This window comes from Hyunsoonleella pacifica (assembly GCF_004310335.1).
Taxonomy (GTDB): domain Bacteria; phylum Bacteroidota; class Bacteroidia; order Flavobacteriales; family Flavobacteriaceae; genus Jejuia; species Jejuia pacifica.
The window spans coordinates 620,697-641,058 of sequence record NZ_SIRS01000002.1; the positions used below are offsets into that span (position 1 = coordinate 620,697).

Annotated in this window: 18 protein-coding genes; 4 read left to right on the forward strand and 14 right to left on the reverse strand. The window is 31.2% G+C overall.

Going from position 1 to position 20,362, the window contains the following annotated elements; translation table 11 throughout:
* The first annotated feature begins 13 nt into the window (after nucleotides 1-13).
* Together EYD46_RS06090 and EYD46_RS06095 are read left to right on the forward strand one after the other, a co-directional pair.
* Nucleotides 14-313, forward strand: coding sequence for a DUF2752 domain-containing protein (locus tag EYD46_RS06090; protein WP_130936170.1), 300 nt, complete (start codon nucleotides 14-16; stop codon nucleotides 311-313).
* Between the two features lie 9 nt (nucleotides 314-322).
* Nucleotides 323-655, forward strand: coding sequence for a CCC motif membrane protein (locus EYD46_RS06095; RefSeq protein ID WP_130936171.1), 333 nt, complete (start codon nucleotides 323-325; stop codon nucleotides 653-655).
* 915 nt (nucleotides 656-1,570) lie between these two features.
* Here the strand turns inward: EYD46_RS06095 and EYD46_RS06105 are convergent.
* On the reverse strand, nucleotides 1,571-1,684 hold the full coding sequence (locus EYD46_RS06105; RefSeq protein WP_229731270.1) for a DUF1508 domain-containing protein: 114 nt from the start codon (nucleotides 1,682-1,684) through the stop codon (nucleotides 1,571-1,573).
* A gap of 116 nt (nucleotides 1,685-1,800) precedes the next feature.
* Between EYD46_RS06105 and EYD46_RS06110 the strand changes: the two genes are divergently transcribed.
* On the forward strand, nucleotides 1,801-2,622 hold the full coding sequence (locus EYD46_RS06110; RefSeq protein WP_130936172.1) for a phosphodiester glycosidase family protein: 822 nt from the start codon (nucleotides 1,801-1,803) through the stop codon (nucleotides 2,620-2,622).
* Nucleotides 2,623-2,660: 38 nt separating this feature from the next.
* Here the strand turns inward: EYD46_RS06110 and EYD46_RS06115 are convergent, their stop codons facing one another.
* From EYD46_RS06115 to EYD46_RS18110, 5 genes are all read right to left on the reverse strand, one after another.
* Nucleotides 2,661-3,152, reverse strand: a complete 492-nt coding sequence (locus EYD46_RS06115) for a hypothetical protein (protein WP_130936173.1) — start codon at nucleotides 3,150-3,152, stop codon at nucleotides 2,661-2,663.
* Between the two features lie 149 nt (nucleotides 3,153-3,301).
* Entirely contained in the window at nucleotides 3,302-3,457 is a 156-nt protein-coding gene (locus EYD46_RS17725; RefSeq protein WP_165454348.1) for a hypothetical protein, read from the reverse strand.
* Nucleotides 3,458-3,500: 43 nt separating this feature from the next.
* Entirely contained in the window at nucleotides 3,501-3,605 is a 105-nt protein-coding gene (locus EYD46_RS06120; protein WP_229731269.1) for a DUF1508 domain-containing protein, read from the reverse strand.
* An 11-nt stretch (nucleotides 3,606-3,616) separates the two neighbouring features.
* On the reverse strand, nucleotides 3,617-4,273 hold the full coding sequence (locus EYD46_RS06125; protein ID WP_130936174.1) for a hypothetical protein: 657 nt from the start codon (nucleotides 4,271-4,273) through the stop codon (nucleotides 3,617-3,619).
* Between the two features lie 121 nt (nucleotides 4,274-4,394).
* Nucleotides 4,395-4,808 carry an AHH domain-containing protein gene (locus EYD46_RS18110; protein ID WP_130936252.1) on the reverse strand — a complete coding sequence of 138 codons (414 nt, stop codon included), beginning with the start codon at nucleotides 4,806-4,808 and terminating at the stop codon, nucleotides 4,395-4,397.
* Between EYD46_RS18110 and EYD46_RS06135 the strand changes: the two genes are divergently transcribed.
* Nucleotides 4,775-5,074: a helix-turn-helix domain-containing protein gene (locus tag EYD46_RS06135; RefSeq protein WP_130936175.1), complete on the forward strand. Its 300-nt coding sequence runs from the start codon at nucleotides 4,775-4,777 to the stop codon at nucleotides 5,072-5,074. The genes EYD46_RS18110 and EYD46_RS06135 overlap by 34 nt on opposite strands.
* A gap of 160 nt (nucleotides 5,075-5,234) precedes the next feature.
* Here the strand turns inward: EYD46_RS06135 and EYD46_RS06140 are convergent, their stop codons facing one another.
* The 8 genes from EYD46_RS06140 to EYD46_RS06175 all read right to left on the reverse strand — a co-directional run bounded on the left by EYD46_RS06140 (nucleotide 5,235) and on the right by EYD46_RS06175 (nucleotide 20,349).
* Nucleotides 5,235-5,945 carry a hypothetical protein gene (locus EYD46_RS06140; protein WP_130936176.1) on the reverse strand — a complete coding sequence of 237 codons (711 nt, stop codon included), beginning with the start codon at nucleotides 5,943-5,945 and terminating at the stop codon, nucleotides 5,235-5,237.
* A gap of 396 nt (nucleotides 5,946-6,341) precedes the next feature.
* Complete coding sequence (locus EYD46_RS18115; protein ID WP_130936253.1) at nucleotides 6,342-6,410, reverse strand: DUF1508 domain-containing protein; 69 nt, start codon at nucleotides 6,408-6,410, stop codon at nucleotides 6,342-6,344.
* Nucleotides 6,411-6,413: 3 nt separating this feature from the next.
* On the reverse strand, nucleotides 6,414-6,851 hold the full coding sequence (locus EYD46_RS06150) for a DUF2059 domain-containing protein (RefSeq protein ID WP_130936177.1): 438 nt from the start codon (nucleotides 6,849-6,851) through the stop codon (nucleotides 6,414-6,416).
* A gap of 23 nt (nucleotides 6,852-6,874) precedes the next feature.
* Nucleotides 6,875-7,744: a leucine-rich repeat domain-containing protein gene (locus EYD46_RS06155; protein WP_130936178.1), complete on the reverse strand. Its 870-nt coding sequence runs from the start codon at nucleotides 7,742-7,744 to the stop codon at nucleotides 6,875-6,877.
* Between the two features lie 6 nt (nucleotides 7,745-7,750).
* Nucleotides 7,751-8,980, reverse strand: a complete 1,230-nt coding sequence (locus tag EYD46_RS06160; RefSeq protein WP_130936179.1) for a Hint domain-containing protein — start codon at nucleotides 8,978-8,980, stop codon at nucleotides 7,751-7,753.
* A 9-nt stretch (nucleotides 8,981-8,989) separates the two neighbouring features.
* Nucleotides 8,990-18,358 (reverse strand): RHS repeat-associated core domain-containing protein, encoded by a 9,369-nt coding sequence (locus EYD46_RS06165; protein WP_130936180.1) that lies wholly within the window; start codon nucleotides 18,356-18,358, stop codon nucleotides 8,990-8,992.
* Entirely contained in the window at nucleotides 18,355-19,062 is a 708-nt protein-coding gene (locus EYD46_RS06170; protein ID WP_130936181.1) for a hypothetical protein, read from the reverse strand. Before EYD46_RS06170 ends, EYD46_RS06165 begins: the two co-directional genes overlap by 4 nt.
* Before the next feature lie 3 nt (nucleotides 19,063-19,065).
* Nucleotides 19,066-20,349: a hypothetical protein gene (locus EYD46_RS06175; RefSeq protein WP_130936182.1), complete on the reverse strand. Its 1,284-nt coding sequence runs from the start codon at nucleotides 20,347-20,349 to the stop codon at nucleotides 19,066-19,068.
* Nucleotides 20,350-20,362: the final 13 nt, after the last annotated feature.

A 20,362-nucleotide genomic window follows, 5' to 3' on the forward strand; every position in this document is an offset into this window, starting at 1 on the left:
AATTCCACTACAAATGCTACTAATTAGTGAACTTGAAGAATACATGCTTCCCTGCCTAAGTAAAAAGTATTTAGGAATTGAATGTATGGGGTGTGGCTTACAACGTAGTTTAGCTCTTTTAATGCAAGGCGAATTCGTTGCGGCTTTTAAAATGTATCCTGCTATTTATCCATTAGTATTATTATTTATAATAATAGGTATAAATACGTTTAAGCCATCCAAATATAGATACAAAGCAATTGTTTTACTTGGAATAATTTCTGCTACAGTAATAGTGGGTAGCTTTATAATGAAAACTTTTATAATTAAATAATCAAATACAATGGAACAACAAAAATTACCTAATTCAACGCTCATTTTAGTCTTCGGAATCTTATCTATAGTAACTTGTTGCTGCTATGGAATAGTAGGTTTAATCCTTGGTATAGTTGCAATAATATTAGCAAAAAAGGCAACTCAAGTTTATTCCAAAAATCCAGAGCAATACTCAGGTTTTCAAAATGTAAAAACTGGTAAAATTTTAGCAATAATAGGTATTGTATTAAGTGCTTTAACTTTGATATACTTCATCTGGATATTTTCGGTAATAGGAATAGAGGGTATGCAAGATCAAGAATTGATGCAAGAAAAAATAAGAGAAATGATGGGTGGATAAATAACACATTACATTATTATTCTCTATAAAAAATGCCTTGAAATAAAAATATTTCAAGGCTTCTTTATGTCGGGGTGGCAGGAATTTCGAAACTACCTTAACCTTTATCATTGCTGCTATTTTGAATATTTCAACAATGTATATTAACCTATTTGCACACTATCTTATAAAAGAACTATTAAAGCATAAAATTTGCTTGTCTTTAATGTCATTTAAAGATATAAATTATATTGCATTCTAATTTATTTTATCGTTACCTCTTTTCTTCTATTGACTACGTTTAAGCTTCTACTAGCCATCTATTTGTTGTATTTATCCCTTCAATTTTGGGGTTTAACAAATTAGTGTGAAAATATTATTCAAGAACATGATCCTAATATATACATCAACAAGAGCGGTTCACGTTACCAACCTTTCTAAATATGAGCGCAACCTTTCGATTCCCTCCTTGGAAGTTGCCAGGCTATGGCCGAAGTATTGGAGATTTCTTTGGATAGATTGGTTCATGGCGAGAACATGGCACGGGACACCATAGAGGACATGGATTTGCTCACATTATTTAACAAGGCTTAAAAACTCTCAAAAAAACAAAAGGAAACCGTTAAAGATTTCCTCTCTGCATTTATCCTTAAAGCTAACCTCACTCAAAAATTAAGTCAATAAAAAAGTCTCTACATTGCTGTAAAAGCTCTTTCTTTTTTATTTTTATCACTCAATACGGTACTAGTTGCAAACTAGCACTAGCGCTCACTCTTGTGTGAACATACTAGGACGAGCGGGGGCGAAAAAATCACAGAAAAACTTGAAAAAATTGGTAGTATTAAATCTAATTTAGAATAAATCGACCACTATTCTAAACAAAAAACGAGCATACGCATAGCACACTCGTTTTATTAAATATTAAATCTTTTTATCCTAAGAATTATCTTCAACAGATGCATCTGGAGCATTATTTTTTACAGAAGCAAAACCGTTTTCCATAGCATCTTTAATTGAATACATTTTGCTTGTTCCAACTCTTAATGCCACTAAGTTTAAACTTGCTTTATTTTTATTATTTAATTTTTACAAAATATGGTAAAATCTTTTAATTTTATTAACTGTTAAGCATACTAATTAATACTCCTTCCTATAACAAAAATAGAATGAAAAATCTTATTATCATTTTAATTGTATCCATAATGAATTGGGGATGTGGGCACAATAAAAGTTTCTTTTATCAAAAATCAAGAAGTGTAAAGAGTTCAATAGATTATATTCAAATAAAAAATGATTCTATTTTTGATAGTAATCAGATAATAAGCCTATTAACCATAAATAAAAAAGACATTAATAATTTTAATGTAAAATTTGGACACAATTCTCCAAACTTAAATACAACCAGCATTCTTGCTGAAAGCAATAATGCAATAGCTGCTATTAATGGTGGTTTTTTTGATATAAATAATGGGCAAAATACTACATATTTTGAAATAAACAATACTATAATTAATAGAAAGAAAATTAGCAAGAAAAAGAGTATGTTAGACATTCTAATGAATGGTGCAATAGTTATTAAATATGGTTCTGAAATCATCATACAGCATGCTAAATCAGAACAATTTTATGAATCTTCAAAACAGGAATCTGCAGTTTTGATATCTTGTCCCTTGCTATTGATTGATTCGAAAGCCTTAGAACTACCTCATGTTAGTTTTGTCGATAATAGACACCCTCGAACTTGTTTATGTAATACTAAAGATTCTACAATATTTATAACTATTGATGGTCGAAGTATGGGTGCAGAAGGTATGAGTTTGTCCGAAGCCCAAAGTTTTTTACTGAGTTTAGGATGTATTAATGCAATTAATTTAGATGGGGGCGGCTCTACAACCATGTGGATTAAAGACAAAGGAGTAGTAAGTTATCCAAGTGATAAAAATGGTGAACGACCAGTATCTAATGCTTTATTGATAGTAAATAAATAATTACTTCTACCCTCAACCTATCCATATCTTATATTTCTTTACTCGTCTTCAAACTCGTTAAAAATAAAAGCTGTCACAATAATTGAATTATCAGATTCTTTTTCCAAAGAAATATTAATGCAATCATTATCGGAAATTTCAGCAGAATATAAAGTATCCATTAACATTTGTCTTCCATCCCACATAGATGGACAGAAAGTGCTTGAAAATTTAACATCACCATTGTAAGCAAGCTTTAATTTATCATTGATTTCATTTATTAAAGTATTATACGATTCATTTGATTTATATTCTACCTCACAAACAATTATATCTTGATTACTTTCTCCTAAGTAATTAAATGATACTTCATTTAATGGTTTAATGACTGGAAAATTACAAACTTCCGATTCTTTTATTGTCAGATACCATAAAAAAGAATTCTCTTTTATCGAATAATGATTAGAACCATAAAACCAAAAATTCCAATATTTATAATTTTTGACTATAACAGGTGAAAAAATAAGTGTAATTAGAATTATTGACCCCAAAACTAAAATCCTTAACCTCTTTTTTTTGATAAGAAGTATTGATATTAAAACTATCAAAAGGATGAATAGCAATATTCCAAAAAAATATAAATAACTAAACGTACTCATTATCATATAAAGTAATAGGTTTAATAATAACTTAATAAACATCACCACTTTGTAAACTTACCAGACTTATATTCGATAGGCTCTAAAATAAATTCAGCTGGTACATCAACTGCGTTAGGGGTCAAAGGTGTTATAAACGTAGTAGGGGCTGGTGTATGGTTTTGATATGTATTAGGGTTTAAACTATTAGGGTACACATTGCACACTCGTTTTAATTAAATATTATTAAGTCTCCTTATTCTAAGAATTATCTTCTACAGATGCATCTGGAGCATTATGCTTTACAGAAGCAATACCGTTTTCCATAGCATATTTACTTGAATACATTTTTTTTGCTTGTTCCAACTCTTTTAACTTTACTCAGTTACTATAATGTTCTCCTCACATAAAATCCCCTTAAAAGATTCTTTTTCCATAGCATTCTTAATAGTTTGAGATACCAAAACATCCGTAATAATCCTTGGTAACGCAATCATATCATAACCTTTTTCCAAAAACAACTCTTTCAACACTATTTTTTTTGGACATATTACTATCATATCATCAATTTCATTTATTTCTTTGATTTTGCGATTAAAATCTAACGCATTATCAATAGTAATTTCTCCTAAATCATCCATAAACTTCTCCTTATAAAATGTAGAACGCTTAAAATCTATCATTTCAAGGTTGTCATCACTAGTATCAAACTTGAGCCAATAAATATTTTCAACTGAATCGTTTAAATTTAATTTACCAGAATAAAATTTATGGTCAAACAAATTAAACTGTGATAAAAAATCTTTAAAACTTTCAGAAATCAGCAAACCAGTACTAAAAAAAATACCACCATGACTCAAGATATCTGTAAAATTAGCACCTTGTTCTAAATCGAACTCCATCAAGCCGTTTATATCTCTTAGACCAGCTCTATTAATTTCTTGAATATAAGCCTCAGTATCTAGTCCATGTGTATCTACCTGTGAATATTTTCCTATGTAATCTTGGTCTAAGGATAAATTATAATATTTCATTAATTTATTTTTAATTTATTTAAAGGTATCCTATTTTTAATAGTTTTAGCATCAATCTGCTTTTTAAGTTTATCAGCAAAACCTTCTAAAAATTTTCTAGCCATGTCTGGTGAAATATTATCTATTCACCTTTTGATTTAACAAATTTTTCAATCGCTTTTTCAATGTTTTTTGTGTAATCTCCATAGGGAGCGTGCATTCTAGAAAGCCTTTTTCTTCCTCTTTTATCCCTAAAAAAGGATTGTAGAGGAATTCCATTAGTAACGCCATTAAAGTCAAATCCATCAATAACTGCTTTTTTAACAAAATCGTTTTTCTTTAATAATTCTACTGGAATAACATGATGAACTTGGAATAAGTCTCCTAATTTCTTTCCAGTTTTCTTAATATAATTTGCTTTATAATTGAAGCGGGCAGCCGTTAGTGCCTTGTCTATCTTTAACGCAGCATCTTTACCAAATTTTTGAGTGTTTTTAACTATACGTTGAATTCTACCTTCAAATTTATCAACATTTTTCAGTATTTGCTCGAGCAGTTCATGTTACCAACCTTTCTAAATATGAGCGTAACCTTTCGATTCCGTCTTTAGAAGTTGCAAAGCGTATGGCCGAAGTATTGGAAATTTCTTTGGATAGATTGGCTCATGGCGAGAACATGGCACAGGACACCATAGAGGACATAGATTTGCTTACATTATTTAACAAGGCTCAAAAACTCTCCAAAAAACAAAAGGAAACGGTCAAGGATTTTCTCTCTGCTTTTGTGCTCAAGGCCGACCTTACACAAAAATTAAGTCAATAAAAAAAGTCTTTACATCCCGATAGCTATCGGGACTGTAAAAGCTTTTTCTCTTTTATTTATTTTTTCTCACTCTTACCGCCACAAGTTACAAACTTGCGGTAGCCAGTACGTGTTAAACTAGCGGCAGCGGGGGGAAACTATTTTTTTCAATTATAGAGTATTAAGAATATTTTTCAATTGCAATACGCATATAGTCAATATCTTCATTCTGACCTGAACTAAATTTACTAGAGTAGTCTAAATATTTATTAAATAATATTTTCTTCTCTTCAATATCCAAATGTATCGCAAGCAGAGTGCCAACTAAAACCTGCCTAACCAAAAAAGTAGAATAAGATGTCATTTTGGGTTTAGTTGAATCATTATTTTCATATGGTAATTCATTAAAGAGGTAATTTAATTTATTTAATGAATTAGTTCTTTCTTCTATTGTATTTGCCACAAACGAATATTGTCTAACATATAGCTCTTGAACTAGAGAGTTGATATCTAAATCATTTAATATTGGTTTATCATCTATTTTATGTTTTGCTCTTTCAGTCGATTTATATATACCATTAATATTGCTTAAATGCATTATGGAATTTAACTGTATACTAGATATTTCAAAACAATCACCGATGAAATTTGTATTTATAGTTTTATATAAATTCGTTATCTCTGGAGATACTATTTTAACATAATTATAATATTCCAAATATGATGGTTTCATAAAGTTAATTGACAGTCTATAATCCAATCCATTAATTCTTTTACCATAGTCAGCATAATGGTCTCCCCTAAATTTTTTTTCTAATAATGACCAACCATGTAAGTCTATTCTATCTGTAAAACCATTAATTATTTTTTCTTCTATTTCTTTTCTTGTCATTAATTATTTTTTGAATATTCTTTTGAAGAATGATTTCTTACCTAATATTTTTGTTCTTCCTGTATATTTTATAAGAGCCATTTTTAAAATAAACTTTTAGTGAATTATATGTAACTAAAGGATTGTTAAAGATATTGTTTATATGATTCATAGTAATAATTTTAAAAGAATATTTCAAAAATAGAATGTGTTGATTGTATAAAAAAGTGTTTTTACTTTTTTAAATACTAAAAACAGTGATTTTAATAATTAAAGTTTCTTTTGTTTCATTTTCAGTAATTTATATACTTGATTAATTAACCTTTATCCAAATGGATAAACCTTAATTTACTCCATAAAAAAACGAGCATACACATTGCACACTCGTTTTTATTAAATATTATTAAATCTGTTATTCTAAGAATTATCTTCTACAGATGCATCAGGGGCATTATTTTTTACAGAAGCAATATCGTTTTCTAATATTCACTAATTCGGTTTATATGTTTGTATTTTATTTGTAATTATTTTAACCACATTCTTACCAAACTCATTTCCTAGCAAATACAATTGAGGTTCTATTTTTTTAGATTTTTCTTTATAGACATTCATAGTCTCAGGTTTGTACAGAGTCAATAACTCTTCTATCTCTTTTTCAGAATAGTTATTCATATATAACTGTTTTACTTTTGTATTAAATTCTTTATAAGGTATATTCCTTTTAATATCTTCCCAATACCAACTAGGTATGTTGGAAGCATTTTTTTTAAAATTATTTAAAATCGTACTTACTAAAGCAGGGGCTATTTGCTCAGTTTGAGTAACTTCAAATAACTTATTTAGTAAAACACTTTTTTTATCCATATTTTGCTGTGCATTTATATTTAAAATCATAAAAAACACAATTAATGCACTTAATACTTTCATAATACCATCTTTCTTTTTTTTAGCTAATCTAAATAAGGATAATTAAGAAAATCCTTTGTTTTTAATTTATGATGACGCCTATCTCTAAAATTAAAGCTTTTAATATTTTTATAATCTAACCAATAACTATTATCCTCTTCTAATATATTAGCTCCATAAACATTAATCTGTTCAAGTTTTTTTAAACCATCTAAAATTGGTTTTAAGCTAATTATCTCGGTAGTATTGTCAAAACACAAAATTTTAACATTAGGAAAACTTTTATAAAAATCTGCATTGACTAGTTTGCAATTAGTTATATCTAAATTCTCAACACTATTAAGTACTACATTTTCATTAATTTTCAATTTACTATTTTGATATAATCTTAACTCTTTCAATTGTTTTAATTTATCAAGACCATCCAAACTTTCATAATTACCACTTGCTAACTTGAGTTCTCTTAATTCAACAAGTTCTGACAACTCAATTAAATCTTTATTCTTAGGTTTATATTTAAATAAATTTAATTTCTCTAATTTATGCAATGCACCAATATTTTTTAATTTAGAAAACCAATTTGTACTCAAGTACTTGAGCTCTGGAAAATTTGATAAATCAATTGTAAGCTTATTTAAACCATCTCCCAAACCTAGTCTTTTCAATGATTTATGATGATACAAACTTTCAATATCAGTAGGTACATTTGAAACACTAAAGCCTATTAATAAAGATGAAATATTTAAATTACTAATTTCACTGAAATATTGTAATTGTTTTTCTGCATTAATACTTTCGTCATCCAAATGAAAATGAGCATCAGGATATTTGTTTAAATATTCTACAATTAATTCGTGTGCTTCAACTGTATATGAAAACACATGATGTTCTTCACTTATAAATCTAATACTCATAATTTACTAAAACGTTTCTCCACCTTTACTAATTATTTCTTCAAAAGCCTTATCTATTTGTTCTTTCATATCTTGACTTAAAGCTTCGTATCGCTTTTTACCAGGGGAATTAATTCTATTTTTATCCAAATCTGTAAAATTACCCCCACCTTGTTGTTTGGCCCTCATTAAACCTAATTTATGCTCCATTATTTCAGCAGTCTCTTTAAGACTTAAATGGCCTATACCTTCCGTTAACTGATAGTGAACTACTTTATCTCCTTCGACTCTTTTTCTACTTGACTTAGCCCTAGTACTAGGACCTTTCCCTGCGTAGTTTACTTGCCCTTCTTTCACGACTTCGTAAAAACCATTATGTGTAGTACCTGTTTTTTTAGTACAACCATTGTGGGCTAAAATGTTTTGAGTACTTACTAAAAAATTATGGTCTCTATAGACTTCTATGTCGTATACAACATACCATCCTTCTTTAGCAATTATATCTTTTACCGTTACAGTTTCCTGTTTAGTGGTTAATTTTTCTCCAATTTTTAAATCCGAAACTTTTACCCAATCATCCCTATCTTGAGACCATAATAAATGATTTTTAGTAACAGATATAGGCTTATTTCCATCTTCTAAATGTAGATTAACTACATTGTTAACATAGTGCTCTACTTTACCTATCAAGGGACGAACTACCGTATTTCCATTTTGATTTAAATCCCAAAATCGAGTATCTAATTGGTTAGGATAAATTTTTAATATTGTAACTTCTTTATCAAGACCTATTTGCGGAATATTGATATGAACTTTATCACCAATTTTAGTAGCGTTATGTTCCAAGAACCACCAATTGGGTCGTCTTAAATGTACATTGGTATAACTACCATCTTCTTCTTTAACTTGCAGATGAACCCATTTCCATGTATATGGTGTTATATCTTCTCTATCTATTTCCCGCATGTAGAATTCAGCTTCACCATCAGAAAAAGTTATTATTCCCTCTTCCTTTTTATTTAACTCTTTTTGTAATTCTATGTCTTCTTTAGAGTAATAATCTGCTGAGATAGGCTTAGATGTAAAAGTACTAGAAAACAAATAAGGGTTTTCAAAAACATTTTGTGGGCGGTAATATATAAAACTATTAAAAGAGCTTAATTCAGGTTTAGCATTAGATAGTAATGCTAATTCTTGTGAAAAGCAATTATTAATATAGAGTGCTCCGAATAAAAGTAAAATTAATTTTTTCATCATCCTTATTTATTAATTAGATACTACGTTTAAATCATAAACTTCAAAATCACCTTCAAGAATATTAATTCCTTTAATTTTAATAGTTTTCCCATTAAAGAGTATTATAATATCGTTAATTCTTAACTCAGAAGCTTTAGTTTCTTTATTATCTACTAAAAACGTGAAGTCTTCAGAAACTTCAATTAAAGAATTATCTTCAAATTGAATTTGGTATAGCTTTTTGACATTTTTCTTAACTTTTTCTGATACTTCTTGTAGCCTTAATTTTTTATCATCAGCATCATAAATCCATACCTTATCACCAATATTCACTTCGGAAATATCTTTATACCCACTTACAGTAAGAACATCTGTTTCTCCAGTAAAACAAGCACAATCAAACATTCGCCTGACAGCCTTTCTGGACATTTTACTTTTTCCATGCCTTACTAGTTTTTTAAGAAACATTTTAGCTCCACCCCCAACAATAATACCTGAACCATCATAACCTAACTGATACCAATCTTCATCTGTAGCCGTTCCATTGGCTAATCTCTCTACTAGCCCCATATATTCCTTTCCTATTGACTTCAATGTGCCTATAGGGTCTGCAACCAAGGACTTTATTCCCTCATAAAATGCTTTTCGCTGTTCTGGGTCTCGAATAATATCAACTGCTAACTTACCTGTAGTTATAGCTGAAACCCATCCAATATTTTCAATAATTCCATCCATAATACCAGCTGCAAGAGGTGGTAAATCCAATCCAAATTCATCTGCTAAAAACTTAGATGGTTTTGGGAAATCCCCATCTTTGTCTACAAGTGTAATGGGATTATTTAAGGCATGACTATAAGGACTATGACTAGCAAAGGCTGTAGTATATGGGTCCATAGTAAAATATCTCCCTATCCTTGGGTCATAAGTCCTAAATTGAGAAGTATAAGTTTTTCCTTCTCCTTTGACTTCATCGTCTTTTTCATTGCCCTGATAACCATAGCGATAATCATCAGATTGACCATGTCTATTGGGTAACAAAGCACCGAAGGGATAGTAGTCATTAAATGTAAGAACGTCAGGCATAAATATACCACTTTTTACTAATTTACGATCACTAATTACAGATAAAACATTACCAAGGTGGTTTGTTAGCTCATAACGCTTATCGCCTACAGAATTTACGAATTCATTATCAGTTAAAATAGCATCATCAACATATTGTTGCATGCCTAATCGAGAACTTCCGTAAATATGGTGCTCTGATAATTTTAAACCTACTATTTCGCTAGTAGTTGGTAGTATAATATTTGGATCTATAAAAAAATGTGCAACAGCACCATATTTTATATGCGAATTCGGGTTTATTACAATAGAATTTCCTGCTTTAACAGTTATATTAGAACCAGATTCGGCAGTATAATTTGTTAAAAAAATATTTGTAGGTGCTTCAATAATTTCTACTCCAGTATGAACAGTTCCTGAGGGCAAATAATAATCTGTTGGTATTGATGTTGTAGTTTCTATTAAACCTTTATGGTAAACTGCCATAACATTGCCTTGTGCATCTCTTAGATAATAGGTGTATGTGGCATCATTTGTGTTGCCTAACGGTACGTGTGTTTTTGAGATACGGTTACCTAAACCATCATACTCAAAAATTATGGTGGTACCATCTGTTTTTTCTATACGCTCTACTTTACCATCTACACGCCAGTTTATATTGCTTATACCTTCTGCTACATCTTTTGTTAATTGGCCTATAGCATCGTATTGGTAGTTTGCATTATTTAACTCTCCAGAAGCTATTAGGCTACCTTGATTGTTTTGATTGTCTATATCAATATTTTCAAATGCATTTAATGATACATCGTCGTTAACGCTATACAGTTTATTATTTCTTAATGGAGAGTATTTATCTAGTAGAGATCCATCTTCATTATAATTATAGTTATAGCTAAGATTGTCCATTGCTGTTCCTCCAACAAACCGTTGAAGACTGGTTAAGTTACCATTTCTATCATATTCATATCCAGATTCGTAAGCTAAAGCACTACCGTTATAGCTTTTCATGGAGTTTATACGATTTAACTGATCGTAGGCATAATTGTTTTGTAATACAGCTAATGGGTTTTCATTTAAATCTATTAAACTGGTAACCATTGTTTTAATGTTACCATTATATAGATTTTTGTTATTTACATTGCTACCGTTTTCGGCCAATGTAAAAGGGTTAGTGGCAGTAATGGGGGCATAATCACCACTAAAATAGTTTAGAGAATATGCAAAAGCATCTTTTGCGCTAAGGGTGCCATTATCATTCCCCATATCGTTAACACCTGCATTTTCTCCATTTACACCTTTTAACCAACCTTGTATGGTGTATGCATAATCTAAACCTTGTACTTTTTGCTCCCCTAAAACGGTTCGCGCCAATGGGCCATGTGCATAATACTCGTAAGAGGCATCGGTTTCCCAGAGTACGCCATCTTTTGAGGTTTTAACTAATGTTATTCGGTTATCGGCATCGTACTCATAACGATGTATAAATTGATCATTTTCTCCTTTTTGGTAGGTTACTTGGTTAACATTTCCACTTATTAAATCGTAATCGTACTCAGTGGTTTTTATTTTCTTTTCTGCATCTGCACCCAAGAAGATATAATACCCCATTTTTTTAACATTACCGTGTATATCGTAATCATAAAAAATGGCATTGTTACAATCTAGTCCTGAAGTTGAATCATCAATATACACTACCGCCGACACCCTATTACGGAGGTTGTTTTGGATAAACTCTTCATCTTCTGCTAATGCAGATTGAGTAGAATACATTGTTTTAGTAACTTGCTCTGTTTTTGTAAATAAAGCTACCAAAGCATCATTTTTATCAATGATATTCCCTCCAATTAAAAGGTCTAGTTTTCCTATATCATTTATAATATATTGGTCATTTAAATGCCCTTGACCTGCTTCCGTAATTCTGCCTAAACCATCATATAATGTATAACTGATAAGTGTATTTATTGACGTACTATTTTCTAACTGTAAGGCATTTTGAGAAGCTATGATACGCCCTAGTTCATCATAAGCAAAACGCGTTTCGCCTCCATCTGGTGTACTTTGCCATACTAATTGATTTAAAGAGTTATAACGGTATTGGGTTTTGAATGTATGATTATCTGGATTCCCTCTATTTACACCTTCTGGTGCTACGGTTTGTACTAGATTACCTGCTTGATCGTAATAATAAAGGGTGTATTGGTATTCTTTGTCTGAATAATCCATAGTAAAATTTTCTATGGCGTTATTCATTGCTTTGTTTATATAATTTCTTTTAAAATCTTCTTTTAAAGTATTTACATAACTTTGATAAAGATCTTCAGTAAAAGTTGCAGACACATTTATGGCAAAGGTTTCGCATTGATTATCAATAGTGTCTGGGTCTATGGTAATTTCCTCTTTTGGCATCATTGGTGCTGGTGGGCAAATACCATTGTTTGAAAGCATCCATATATTATTTACATATTCTTGCCAATTTTCTCCGTTGTAACTGGTACTATCTACATATAATTTATAATCGTCAATTACTGTATTAATTTCATTAAAACCGTAATTAAGATTAGTATCTCCAAATTGAGACAATGTTAAAAATTGAGGATGGGCTGTAGTATTTATTTGAAAAACATCTTTTGTGTAATACAAATATGAATCAACTAAGTATTCAAAATTCATATTGTAAAAATCAGCTTCAAGATAATTATCTGTAAAATAATAATCTGTAACTAAGCCTGAAACGAGGTCTTGATCTGCATCATCATCCATATCATAACCTACTGAAAAATTCATACCATTTGCTCCAAACCATAAATCGTATTTGTCTTTACGTATTACTGGGGCTACGGTTTGGGGGATACACGGATGGCTACAAAGCCCTAGATTATTAGCAAGGTAATCTAACCTATTGAATAAATCACTAAACTGATTGAACGGTGCATAATCTGTATCCCAAAAATCATCAGGTCTGCTACTTACAATTGCAGTATCAGGAGTATATAACGATTGCATAAAACTGTCAAATGAATCTAAAGTTGCATTTACAGTTCCGTTGTAAAAATAACTTCCACCATTTTGACCAAAAGCATAAATTTTTGAATTAGCAGCATATCCTTTATACATTGTTGAAATGTCTTCAACACAACTACCATCTGAAACTATAATGATCATATCTGGCACTTCAGATAAACTATCTACTATTTGCAAACCACTAGACCAAAAATCTCTATTTCCACTGCCACTATATTGTGTATTTATCCAAGACCTTAATGCAGTGACTTCTGCTGAGACTGATGAATTTTGTTCTAAAATATAATTTTGTGTTGGTAATGTAGAATCAGACATTGCTATCAATGATATTGTAGCATTAGATCTGCTTTCAACAACATCATCTATAAAATTATTAATCCCATCTTTAATCCATTGTTCCTCGATATGATCTATAGAGCCTGAGGCATCTACTATAAAAGCAATATTCGTTTCTTCTAGATCTTCATCAAAAGCAACAGTACAAGGACAAATCACACTTGGACTTACGGTAATTGGACTTGAGGTTACTACCTGATCTGAATTCGCTGAAATTGTTTTTATGATCATATGATCATAATTACTACCATCAGCAGTTGTTAATTCCATATTAACAAAATGATCAATAGCACCTACACCATGAATATCAACAAAATAGGTGTCTAATTTTAATAATTCTATTCCATTTTTTTCTATAGCATAGTATCCAGAAGAGTTATTCCAAGTAGCTGTTCGACTTGTATCCCCTAGATAGTCTGGTAAAAAAGAATCATTATGATAAGTAGGTATAGTACTCAAATCAACAACCGCATTTATCTGAGAAGTTTGGTTTAACGCATTAAATAGGTTTCGTATACTTATCTCAAAACGGTCTTTGTTTTCACATGTAGGAGAATTAAATACAGCCCCTAGCTCTCCTGGACCTCCAAGTTCATCACCATTAACTCCTGGTGCTGCGGGGTCGTCAGTATTCGCTGTAATTACATTACCCCCAATAGTACATTCTCCAATAGCAATGGGTGTTGTTCCATATATTACATAATCTACTATTTCGTTAGTACCTATATTTCGAATGATAAGATTAGATTGGAAGGCAAATATTCCATTGGCAGGATCATTTTCAGATCCTTCAGAATCATCATAATAGAAATTATAAAACCCCGATATTACCCATTTTGAGCCTGCTGTAGCTGTTGCATCATAATCATTCCAACTCAAGCCTAAATTTGTACTTACGTAGGTTGGCAAATTCAGGGTTAAAATCTCATAGATACCTTGATTAATTGTAAGCTCATTACCAGATATAGAAGGTGTAAATGAAGAGCCATTGGCTAATCCATCTGATATATTACCATTAGTTAGATTATCTATTAAATCTTTAGTTACATATGTACCATTATAGATAGTTGTTTGTGTAGGGAAGTTATAAGCTAACCCATTGTTATCTGTTTGCTTGATTAATCCATTTAAAAAGTATTCTAAATCAAATAATAATGGGCATTTACCTGAGTCTAAATAATTTTGATAATCGGTTCCAGAGTTGGTTATTAGTTCATTCTCATCTTGATATAGATCTCCATTTGCTGGTTTAAATCGTTTTTCCTTTTCAGAAAACAATGGTGCATTATCTGAGCTACAAAGTTGATTTGCATCACTAGCTCCTAAATTAGCAAAATTATTTATGCCATTTGTAAAATAATAAGCTAATTCGTTTGTGACTGAAGACAGACTTCCTTCTGTATTACCTATACATACATTATAACATCCTTGATTTTTTGCATAAGCATTTAAAAATGTAGCTTTAATTCTTGCTTTTAAGCCTAAATAAAACCCTTTATATACTTCCCAAATTTGATTTCTTTGAGCTTCAGAATCAACATTAGCATTAATATAATCTGGAGTTACTCCATTCACGCCATTGCATGTTGGATCTCCTGCACACATAATATTTGCATAAGCGGTCTCCAACATATTATTATTACCATTGTTTTCATACCTCAGATTGAGAGCATTTAACATAATACTGCGTCTAATATTAGATGTAGCAGTAGTGGTAACAGATAATAGGAGCGCATTGTGGTTGGCGAAATAAGGATCTTTTATTATAGATCCATTGCTATTACCATAGATACTATTTTTGGTATCAAATAGCCCTGTATTATTATATGCATCATCAAAAGTTTTAACGCTTCTTATATAGGCATCATAACCATCAGAATCTACTGTTACGGTTGAGCCATCATTGGTTATGTAGTCTAAAACATTTGTAGTACCAATGTTGCAATCTTCTTGTAAATATTCTAAGTAGCAATATTCGGGGTGATATGGCAATAATGCATCTAACCAAGAATCGTTGATGCCTAATAAATCTATAAAATCTTCAACATTTGCTAAATTCTGAGGGCTAATCCATAATCCTTCTTCATCTTCGTTAATTATATTCCCATCTACTATTGGCTCGGGAGAATACGTTAAAACACCTAATTCATTTTCAACCTCAATAACCCTTACTTTTGCTGGTAGTCCTAATGCATCTAAATAGGTGCCTCCAATTGGATGTCGCCAATCGTTATCTACACCATTATCATTATATAAAAGCGTATTTGAATCATTGTAAACACTTAGTGGGTCTAATACTTGGTTTTGAGAAATACCCCCACCTATATCTATTAATGTAAATTCGCTATTCCCATACTGTCCCCCTGGGGCTATATCTTCTCGTAAGTTGGTTTCATAAACACTACATGAGGGTAGTGTTAATGATCCACCTGTTGCATAATTTAAAGCATCACATGCCCCAAAAACCCCATTTTCGTCTGGTAAACTTTTGCATGCTTCTACTAACAAATCGTAACCTGCTATCTTAGAAGAAATGGCAAAAGCTACTTCAGCAATATTTGTTGGATTACCACTCCAGCTTACATCTACAGTTACTCCATTAAAAGTTCCGCTAGCGGTATTTTCTCCTCCAGTCCCTAAAGAAAACGTAGTGGTGTTATATTGTGCTTCTAATTCTATTATTACATATGTATCTACATTAATAGGCAAACTATTTAAACATTCTGTGCAACTTTGAAAGCACCCTGTGGTATCTGCTACTGGCTCTATTGGAGGCACATAGCACGCTTCTCCTTCTGTTGTAATACTAGTTACATAGTCTTCTAAATATTGATTTAGAGTTTCCTTATTTACCGTTAATTGTTTAGATAATTGATATGTTCCTACGGGTAGAATAGCATCCAAGTCTGGAGATTGGTAAAACGTACCGCTTTGAGCTTCTAATTCTGTGATGTTATTTACTGTAGTAATTAACTTTTCCGCTCCACATTCGTCTTTCAAACTAATAGATAAATCGTATACTAAAGGATAGGGTGTTGAACACCCTGATGCAATAAAATTATAATCATCATTTAGGTTTTTTAAGCTATAATTAAATGTAAAACCTGCGTTCTCTTTTGATGAAATCACAGGTTTGGTAGCTATTAAAGCATCAAATAAACCTGGAAAATTTCCAGTTGACCTTCTTCGGTTTTTATCTACTGTGGTATCTACATCATTTAAGTTGGATTTTTCTAATATATCGGTAGTAATATCTCCATGAATGTTTGCTGTAACATCACTTAATGGTTCTAATAAATTAGTCTGCGTCTCACCTTCGGTAATAGCAGGAGCTTCTCCAGCTAAAGCGGTAGCAATAGTACGGCCTTGAGGATCAATATAACTTATACTTACTTGACCATTAGGATCTATAACAATATTCTTTTTGTAATGCAAAACATTACCAACATTTGTAGTTCCAAAAAGACGGTTTAATTCATCTTGTGTGGGTGTTGTATAAAAATAACGCATCTCATGGTCTGCCAAATCATAATTAATCTGGTGTTGTTTTCCTACACCTCCTTTAGATTTTATTCTACCTGTGTTATCTGGTGTGTATTGTATTTGGCTAAATGGATATCCTTTAGCATCTGGCACAAAGCTTTGAAATGGTTTTTCTACATCTGTAGGTGAGTTTGGACTATAATATGCACTAGCGCCTATTAGCGTACTCATCTCTTCTGTGGTTACCAAACAATTATCACCTGTAGTGGTCGACCAATCAAAATCATGATGCGTGTAAATTTTTCCGTCAATATTTAAATTAAAATCTGGATAGAATTTTAAGTTATTGCCTTGATTTGGGTGATTTCTATCTGCAGGTGTAGGAAGTACTTCTATCGCTGGCCGACCTTGATTATCATAAATAACCTCTCCTACAATAGCATTATCATCACTATTTATTTTTGTTACGGTTTGCCTATTGCGCAACGTACCATCAAAATAGCTTACAACTTCTTTCTTTTTTCCGTCTTCAGCATAACTGGCTTGAAATTGCCAGTTTTTATTGTTCTCATGAGCATGTTCTTCAAGAATTTTCCATTTTCCGTTACCTGTATTATTTCCAGGCCATTGCTCAACAGTAAGATAGTTTGTTCCATCATCCGAAGACCATGGTCCAGGTATATTAACCTTTTTATCAATTAACGAACCTCCAACAGCTCTTACTCTATAAATAATAAATCCTTCGTCGTAAACTAATGGTATCCTATAATTCAAATTAGTTGTCTGAATTCTTGTATTATTTAATTCGAATTGTTTAATAGTTAAGTCTATATCACTTCCATTTGCTGCTTTATCATAATTATCTAACCATGTCCATTCTAACTCATAATAAACTGCACCAACTTTAGGGTACCATTCTATGACTAATTCATTGTTTTCTAAAGTAGAAGTATTAAAAGTTGGAGCTGTTAAATCTAGTACTTGATAAAAATCAGATTGAAACCCTAGGTATAACTCTAAATTATCAGGAGTTTCATTAATCGTTACTCCAGTATCATCATTTGTTGATGTTATACTGGTTATGACTGCTCTAAGTCCTCGAATATTTTCAAAACCTTTAAGATCTATATTCTTTTTGTTTCCTACATTTCCAAATGGATTATATGATATTTCTAGTGTAGTGCTTACAGGAGTTGTTTCATAAACAGTGGGAGATATCATTGCATATACATCTACGACCATTGTAGTTGTATAAGCGTGAGCGTATGCTACGTCTGGATTTACTTTTAATTTTAAGTAACTAAAAGCGTTTAAACTCTCTGAATTTGGAGCGTTAAAATTTGAATCTTCTATCGTTTTTTGTGCGGTAGAAATAATATTATTTCCAGATATCCAAGGTTCTTCTTGAATATTATTCTGCGATATTAATACATTAATATTTAATAGTGTTAAAGCTAATATAACAAACTTTAAAAATGATAATGAATGAAGTCTCATAGCTTGGATATTAGTTGATAGTTAGCGTATTTATCTGAAAGTATATTTTCATTTTTATTTTGTTTTATATATGAATCTAACTTACATTTTCCAGTTTCTACATAAGGTTTAAATTTTGACATACTGATTTCAAGTCTAGGATTACCATATACTGTTTTACCTTTTTCCTCATAAGGCATAGCGTTTGACAAGTATAATATTTGTTCTTTCATTGAATAGTCTTCCTTGTTAAAATATATCAAGACCTTTGTAAAGGGGAGCTGGGTAATATCTGGCGCTACAAATTTGCAAACAATCATATTATCAGTTTCTGTAACATCATAGCTTTTAAAATAGGGCAAGATTGAAAGCATATTATTTATAAGCTCTAAACCATTCGTTTGCGATTGCCGTTTTGCTAATAATAAAGCTTTCTCATCGTGGTTCATCTTTAAGCTTCTATTACCTATTTGTATAAATTCTGTGTTGTGTATTTTAGAATAGTAATCGTTACCATTTTTTATTATAATACTTTTGTAAGATTCTGAAGGGTTTTCACTTTTTAATGAATTATAAACCTTGTAAGTAGCATCTATCTGGTATGCTTTTTTACTACTGTATAACTGTTGTGATTTTAAAAATAAATCTTTTATTTTCAGAGAATCGTTTTGCGAATAACCAACCCTAAAAATTAACATTAGGCACACTATCACTTTTAATCTCATATTCTAATTATTTAGCTTAACATTACTTGAACGCGTCTCCTGTATGGTATAAATTCCTTTTTCGGTTTCTTTTTTTACTCTTACTAATCCACCTTCATGATCGTATTCATAAAGTGTTGCATAATTGTTTTCGTCCAACTCTGCCATTAGGCGTTGTGTAACTGGATCGTAAACAAAACTCTTCATAGTACCATCAGCTTTATGAATACGGATATCATCGAAGTAAGTTACATAACTAGACCCTGCATTATTTTTTAATGCAATAGTTATATCTGTACTTCCCTCAGGAATTGTAAATTCTTTTTCTATTCGTTGCCAACCTTCAATGATTGAACCCGATGCTAAAAAAGGACCATCAGTAGTTATTGTACTTCCATTACTGTACGAAACTTGAATATTACTACTATAGCTAATAGGTGGAGGATCTTGGGGATTATGTTCTTCTTTTACCCATGCACTTAACACATAATTTCCTGGAGCAGGCTTAAACGAGCTACTATTTCTTTGTGTTACCCTATCTGGTGCGTTACAATCTGCCTCTGCATAAAGCTCTATATTGTCTAACAGCAAGTAGTTATCTATATAAAGCTCTTCATTAAAACTACTTACTATATTTTTTACTTTGAACTCAACATCGTATGGCCCTGGATTTGGTATATTAAACTTTAAAAATGCTCTTTTCCAATTTCCCGTATTATCAATAATATCGTTGGAAGCGGGCATAAATATGCTCTCTCTTGTGTCTCCAGCTATTGTTACTGCCCATCTCGAAGAGGTTATTGGTCCAGAACCATTAAGTTGAGTAGCGTTTAATTGAGAGAAAAACAGGTAGTAAGTGCCTGCATTTGGAAAAGTTATTTCTTTATGAATACCACCTCCTGTTTTTGCGCCTAACATAGTGCCAGATCCAGCTAAATTAAGAGGGCTTTTGTAAGTGTCTTCTACAATATAGGGAGATATCAAGTAACCTCGATCTTGCCCTTTATAAATCCCTGAATTACTGATAACTTTGATGTTTCCATGCCATGGAGTACTAATGATGTTGGCATAATTGCTAGTGGTATTAAGTTGTAACCATCCTGATCCAGCTAAACTTATTGACAAATCTTGTTGACTAGTTTCATTGTAACCATGTGATCCTGTGCTTAATTCAAAATTAGAACTATTTGTAGTGCTATTTTCGTCGTTTTGATAGTTAGGTATTAAACTTTCGCACTCTTGAGAATACATAGTATAGTTGACTAACAAACAGAGGCTTATTACTAATATTTTATGTAAAATTTTCATGCTTATCTTATGT

What these genes read in the sequence shown, in the direction of transcription:
- EYD46_RS06150 (WP_130936177.1), bottom strand. Translation starts at nt 6,851, where the DNA reads ATGAAAGTATTAAGTGCATTAATTGTGTTTTTTATGATTTTAAATATA.
- EYD46_RS06155 (WP_130936178.1), bottom strand. Translation starts at nt 7,744, where the DNA reads ATGAGTATTAGATTTATAAGTGAAGAACATCATGTGTTTTCATATACA.
- EYD46_RS06160 (WP_130936179.1), bottom strand. Translation starts at nt 8,980, where the DNA reads ATGATGAAAAAATTAATTTTACTTTTATTCGGAGCACTCTATATTAAT.
- EYD46_RS06110 (WP_130936172.1), top strand. Translation starts at nt 1,801, where the DNA reads ATGAAAAATCTTATTATCATTTTAATTGTATCCATAATGAATTGGGGA.
- EYD46_RS06125 (WP_130936174.1), bottom strand. Translation starts at nt 4,273, where the DNA reads ATGAAATATTATAATTTATCCTTAGACCAAGATTACATAGGAAAATAT.
- EYD46_RS06175 (WP_130936182.1), bottom strand. Translation starts at nt 20,349, where the DNA reads ATGAAAATTTTACATAAAATATTAGTAATAAGCCTCTGTTTGTTAGTC.
- EYD46_RS06165 (WP_130936180.1), bottom strand. Translation starts at nt 18,358, where the DNA reads ATGAGACTTCATTCATTATCATTTTTAAAGTTTGTTATATTAGCTTTA.
- EYD46_RS06090 (WP_130936170.1), top strand. Translation starts at nt 14, where the DNA reads ATGCTACTAATTAGTGAACTTGAAGAATACATGCTTCCCTGCCTAAGT.
- EYD46_RS06170 (WP_130936181.1), bottom strand. Translation starts at nt 19,062, where the DNA reads ATGAGATTAAAAGTGATAGTGTGCCTAATGTTAATTTTTAGGGTTGGT.
- EYD46_RS06095 (WP_130936171.1), top strand. Translation starts at nt 323, where the DNA reads ATGGAACAACAAAAATTACCTAATTCAACGCTCATTTTAGTCTTCGGA.
- EYD46_RS06140 (WP_130936176.1), bottom strand. Translation starts at nt 5,945, where the DNA reads ATGACAAGAAAAGAAATAGAAGAAAAAATAATTAATGGTTTTACAGAT.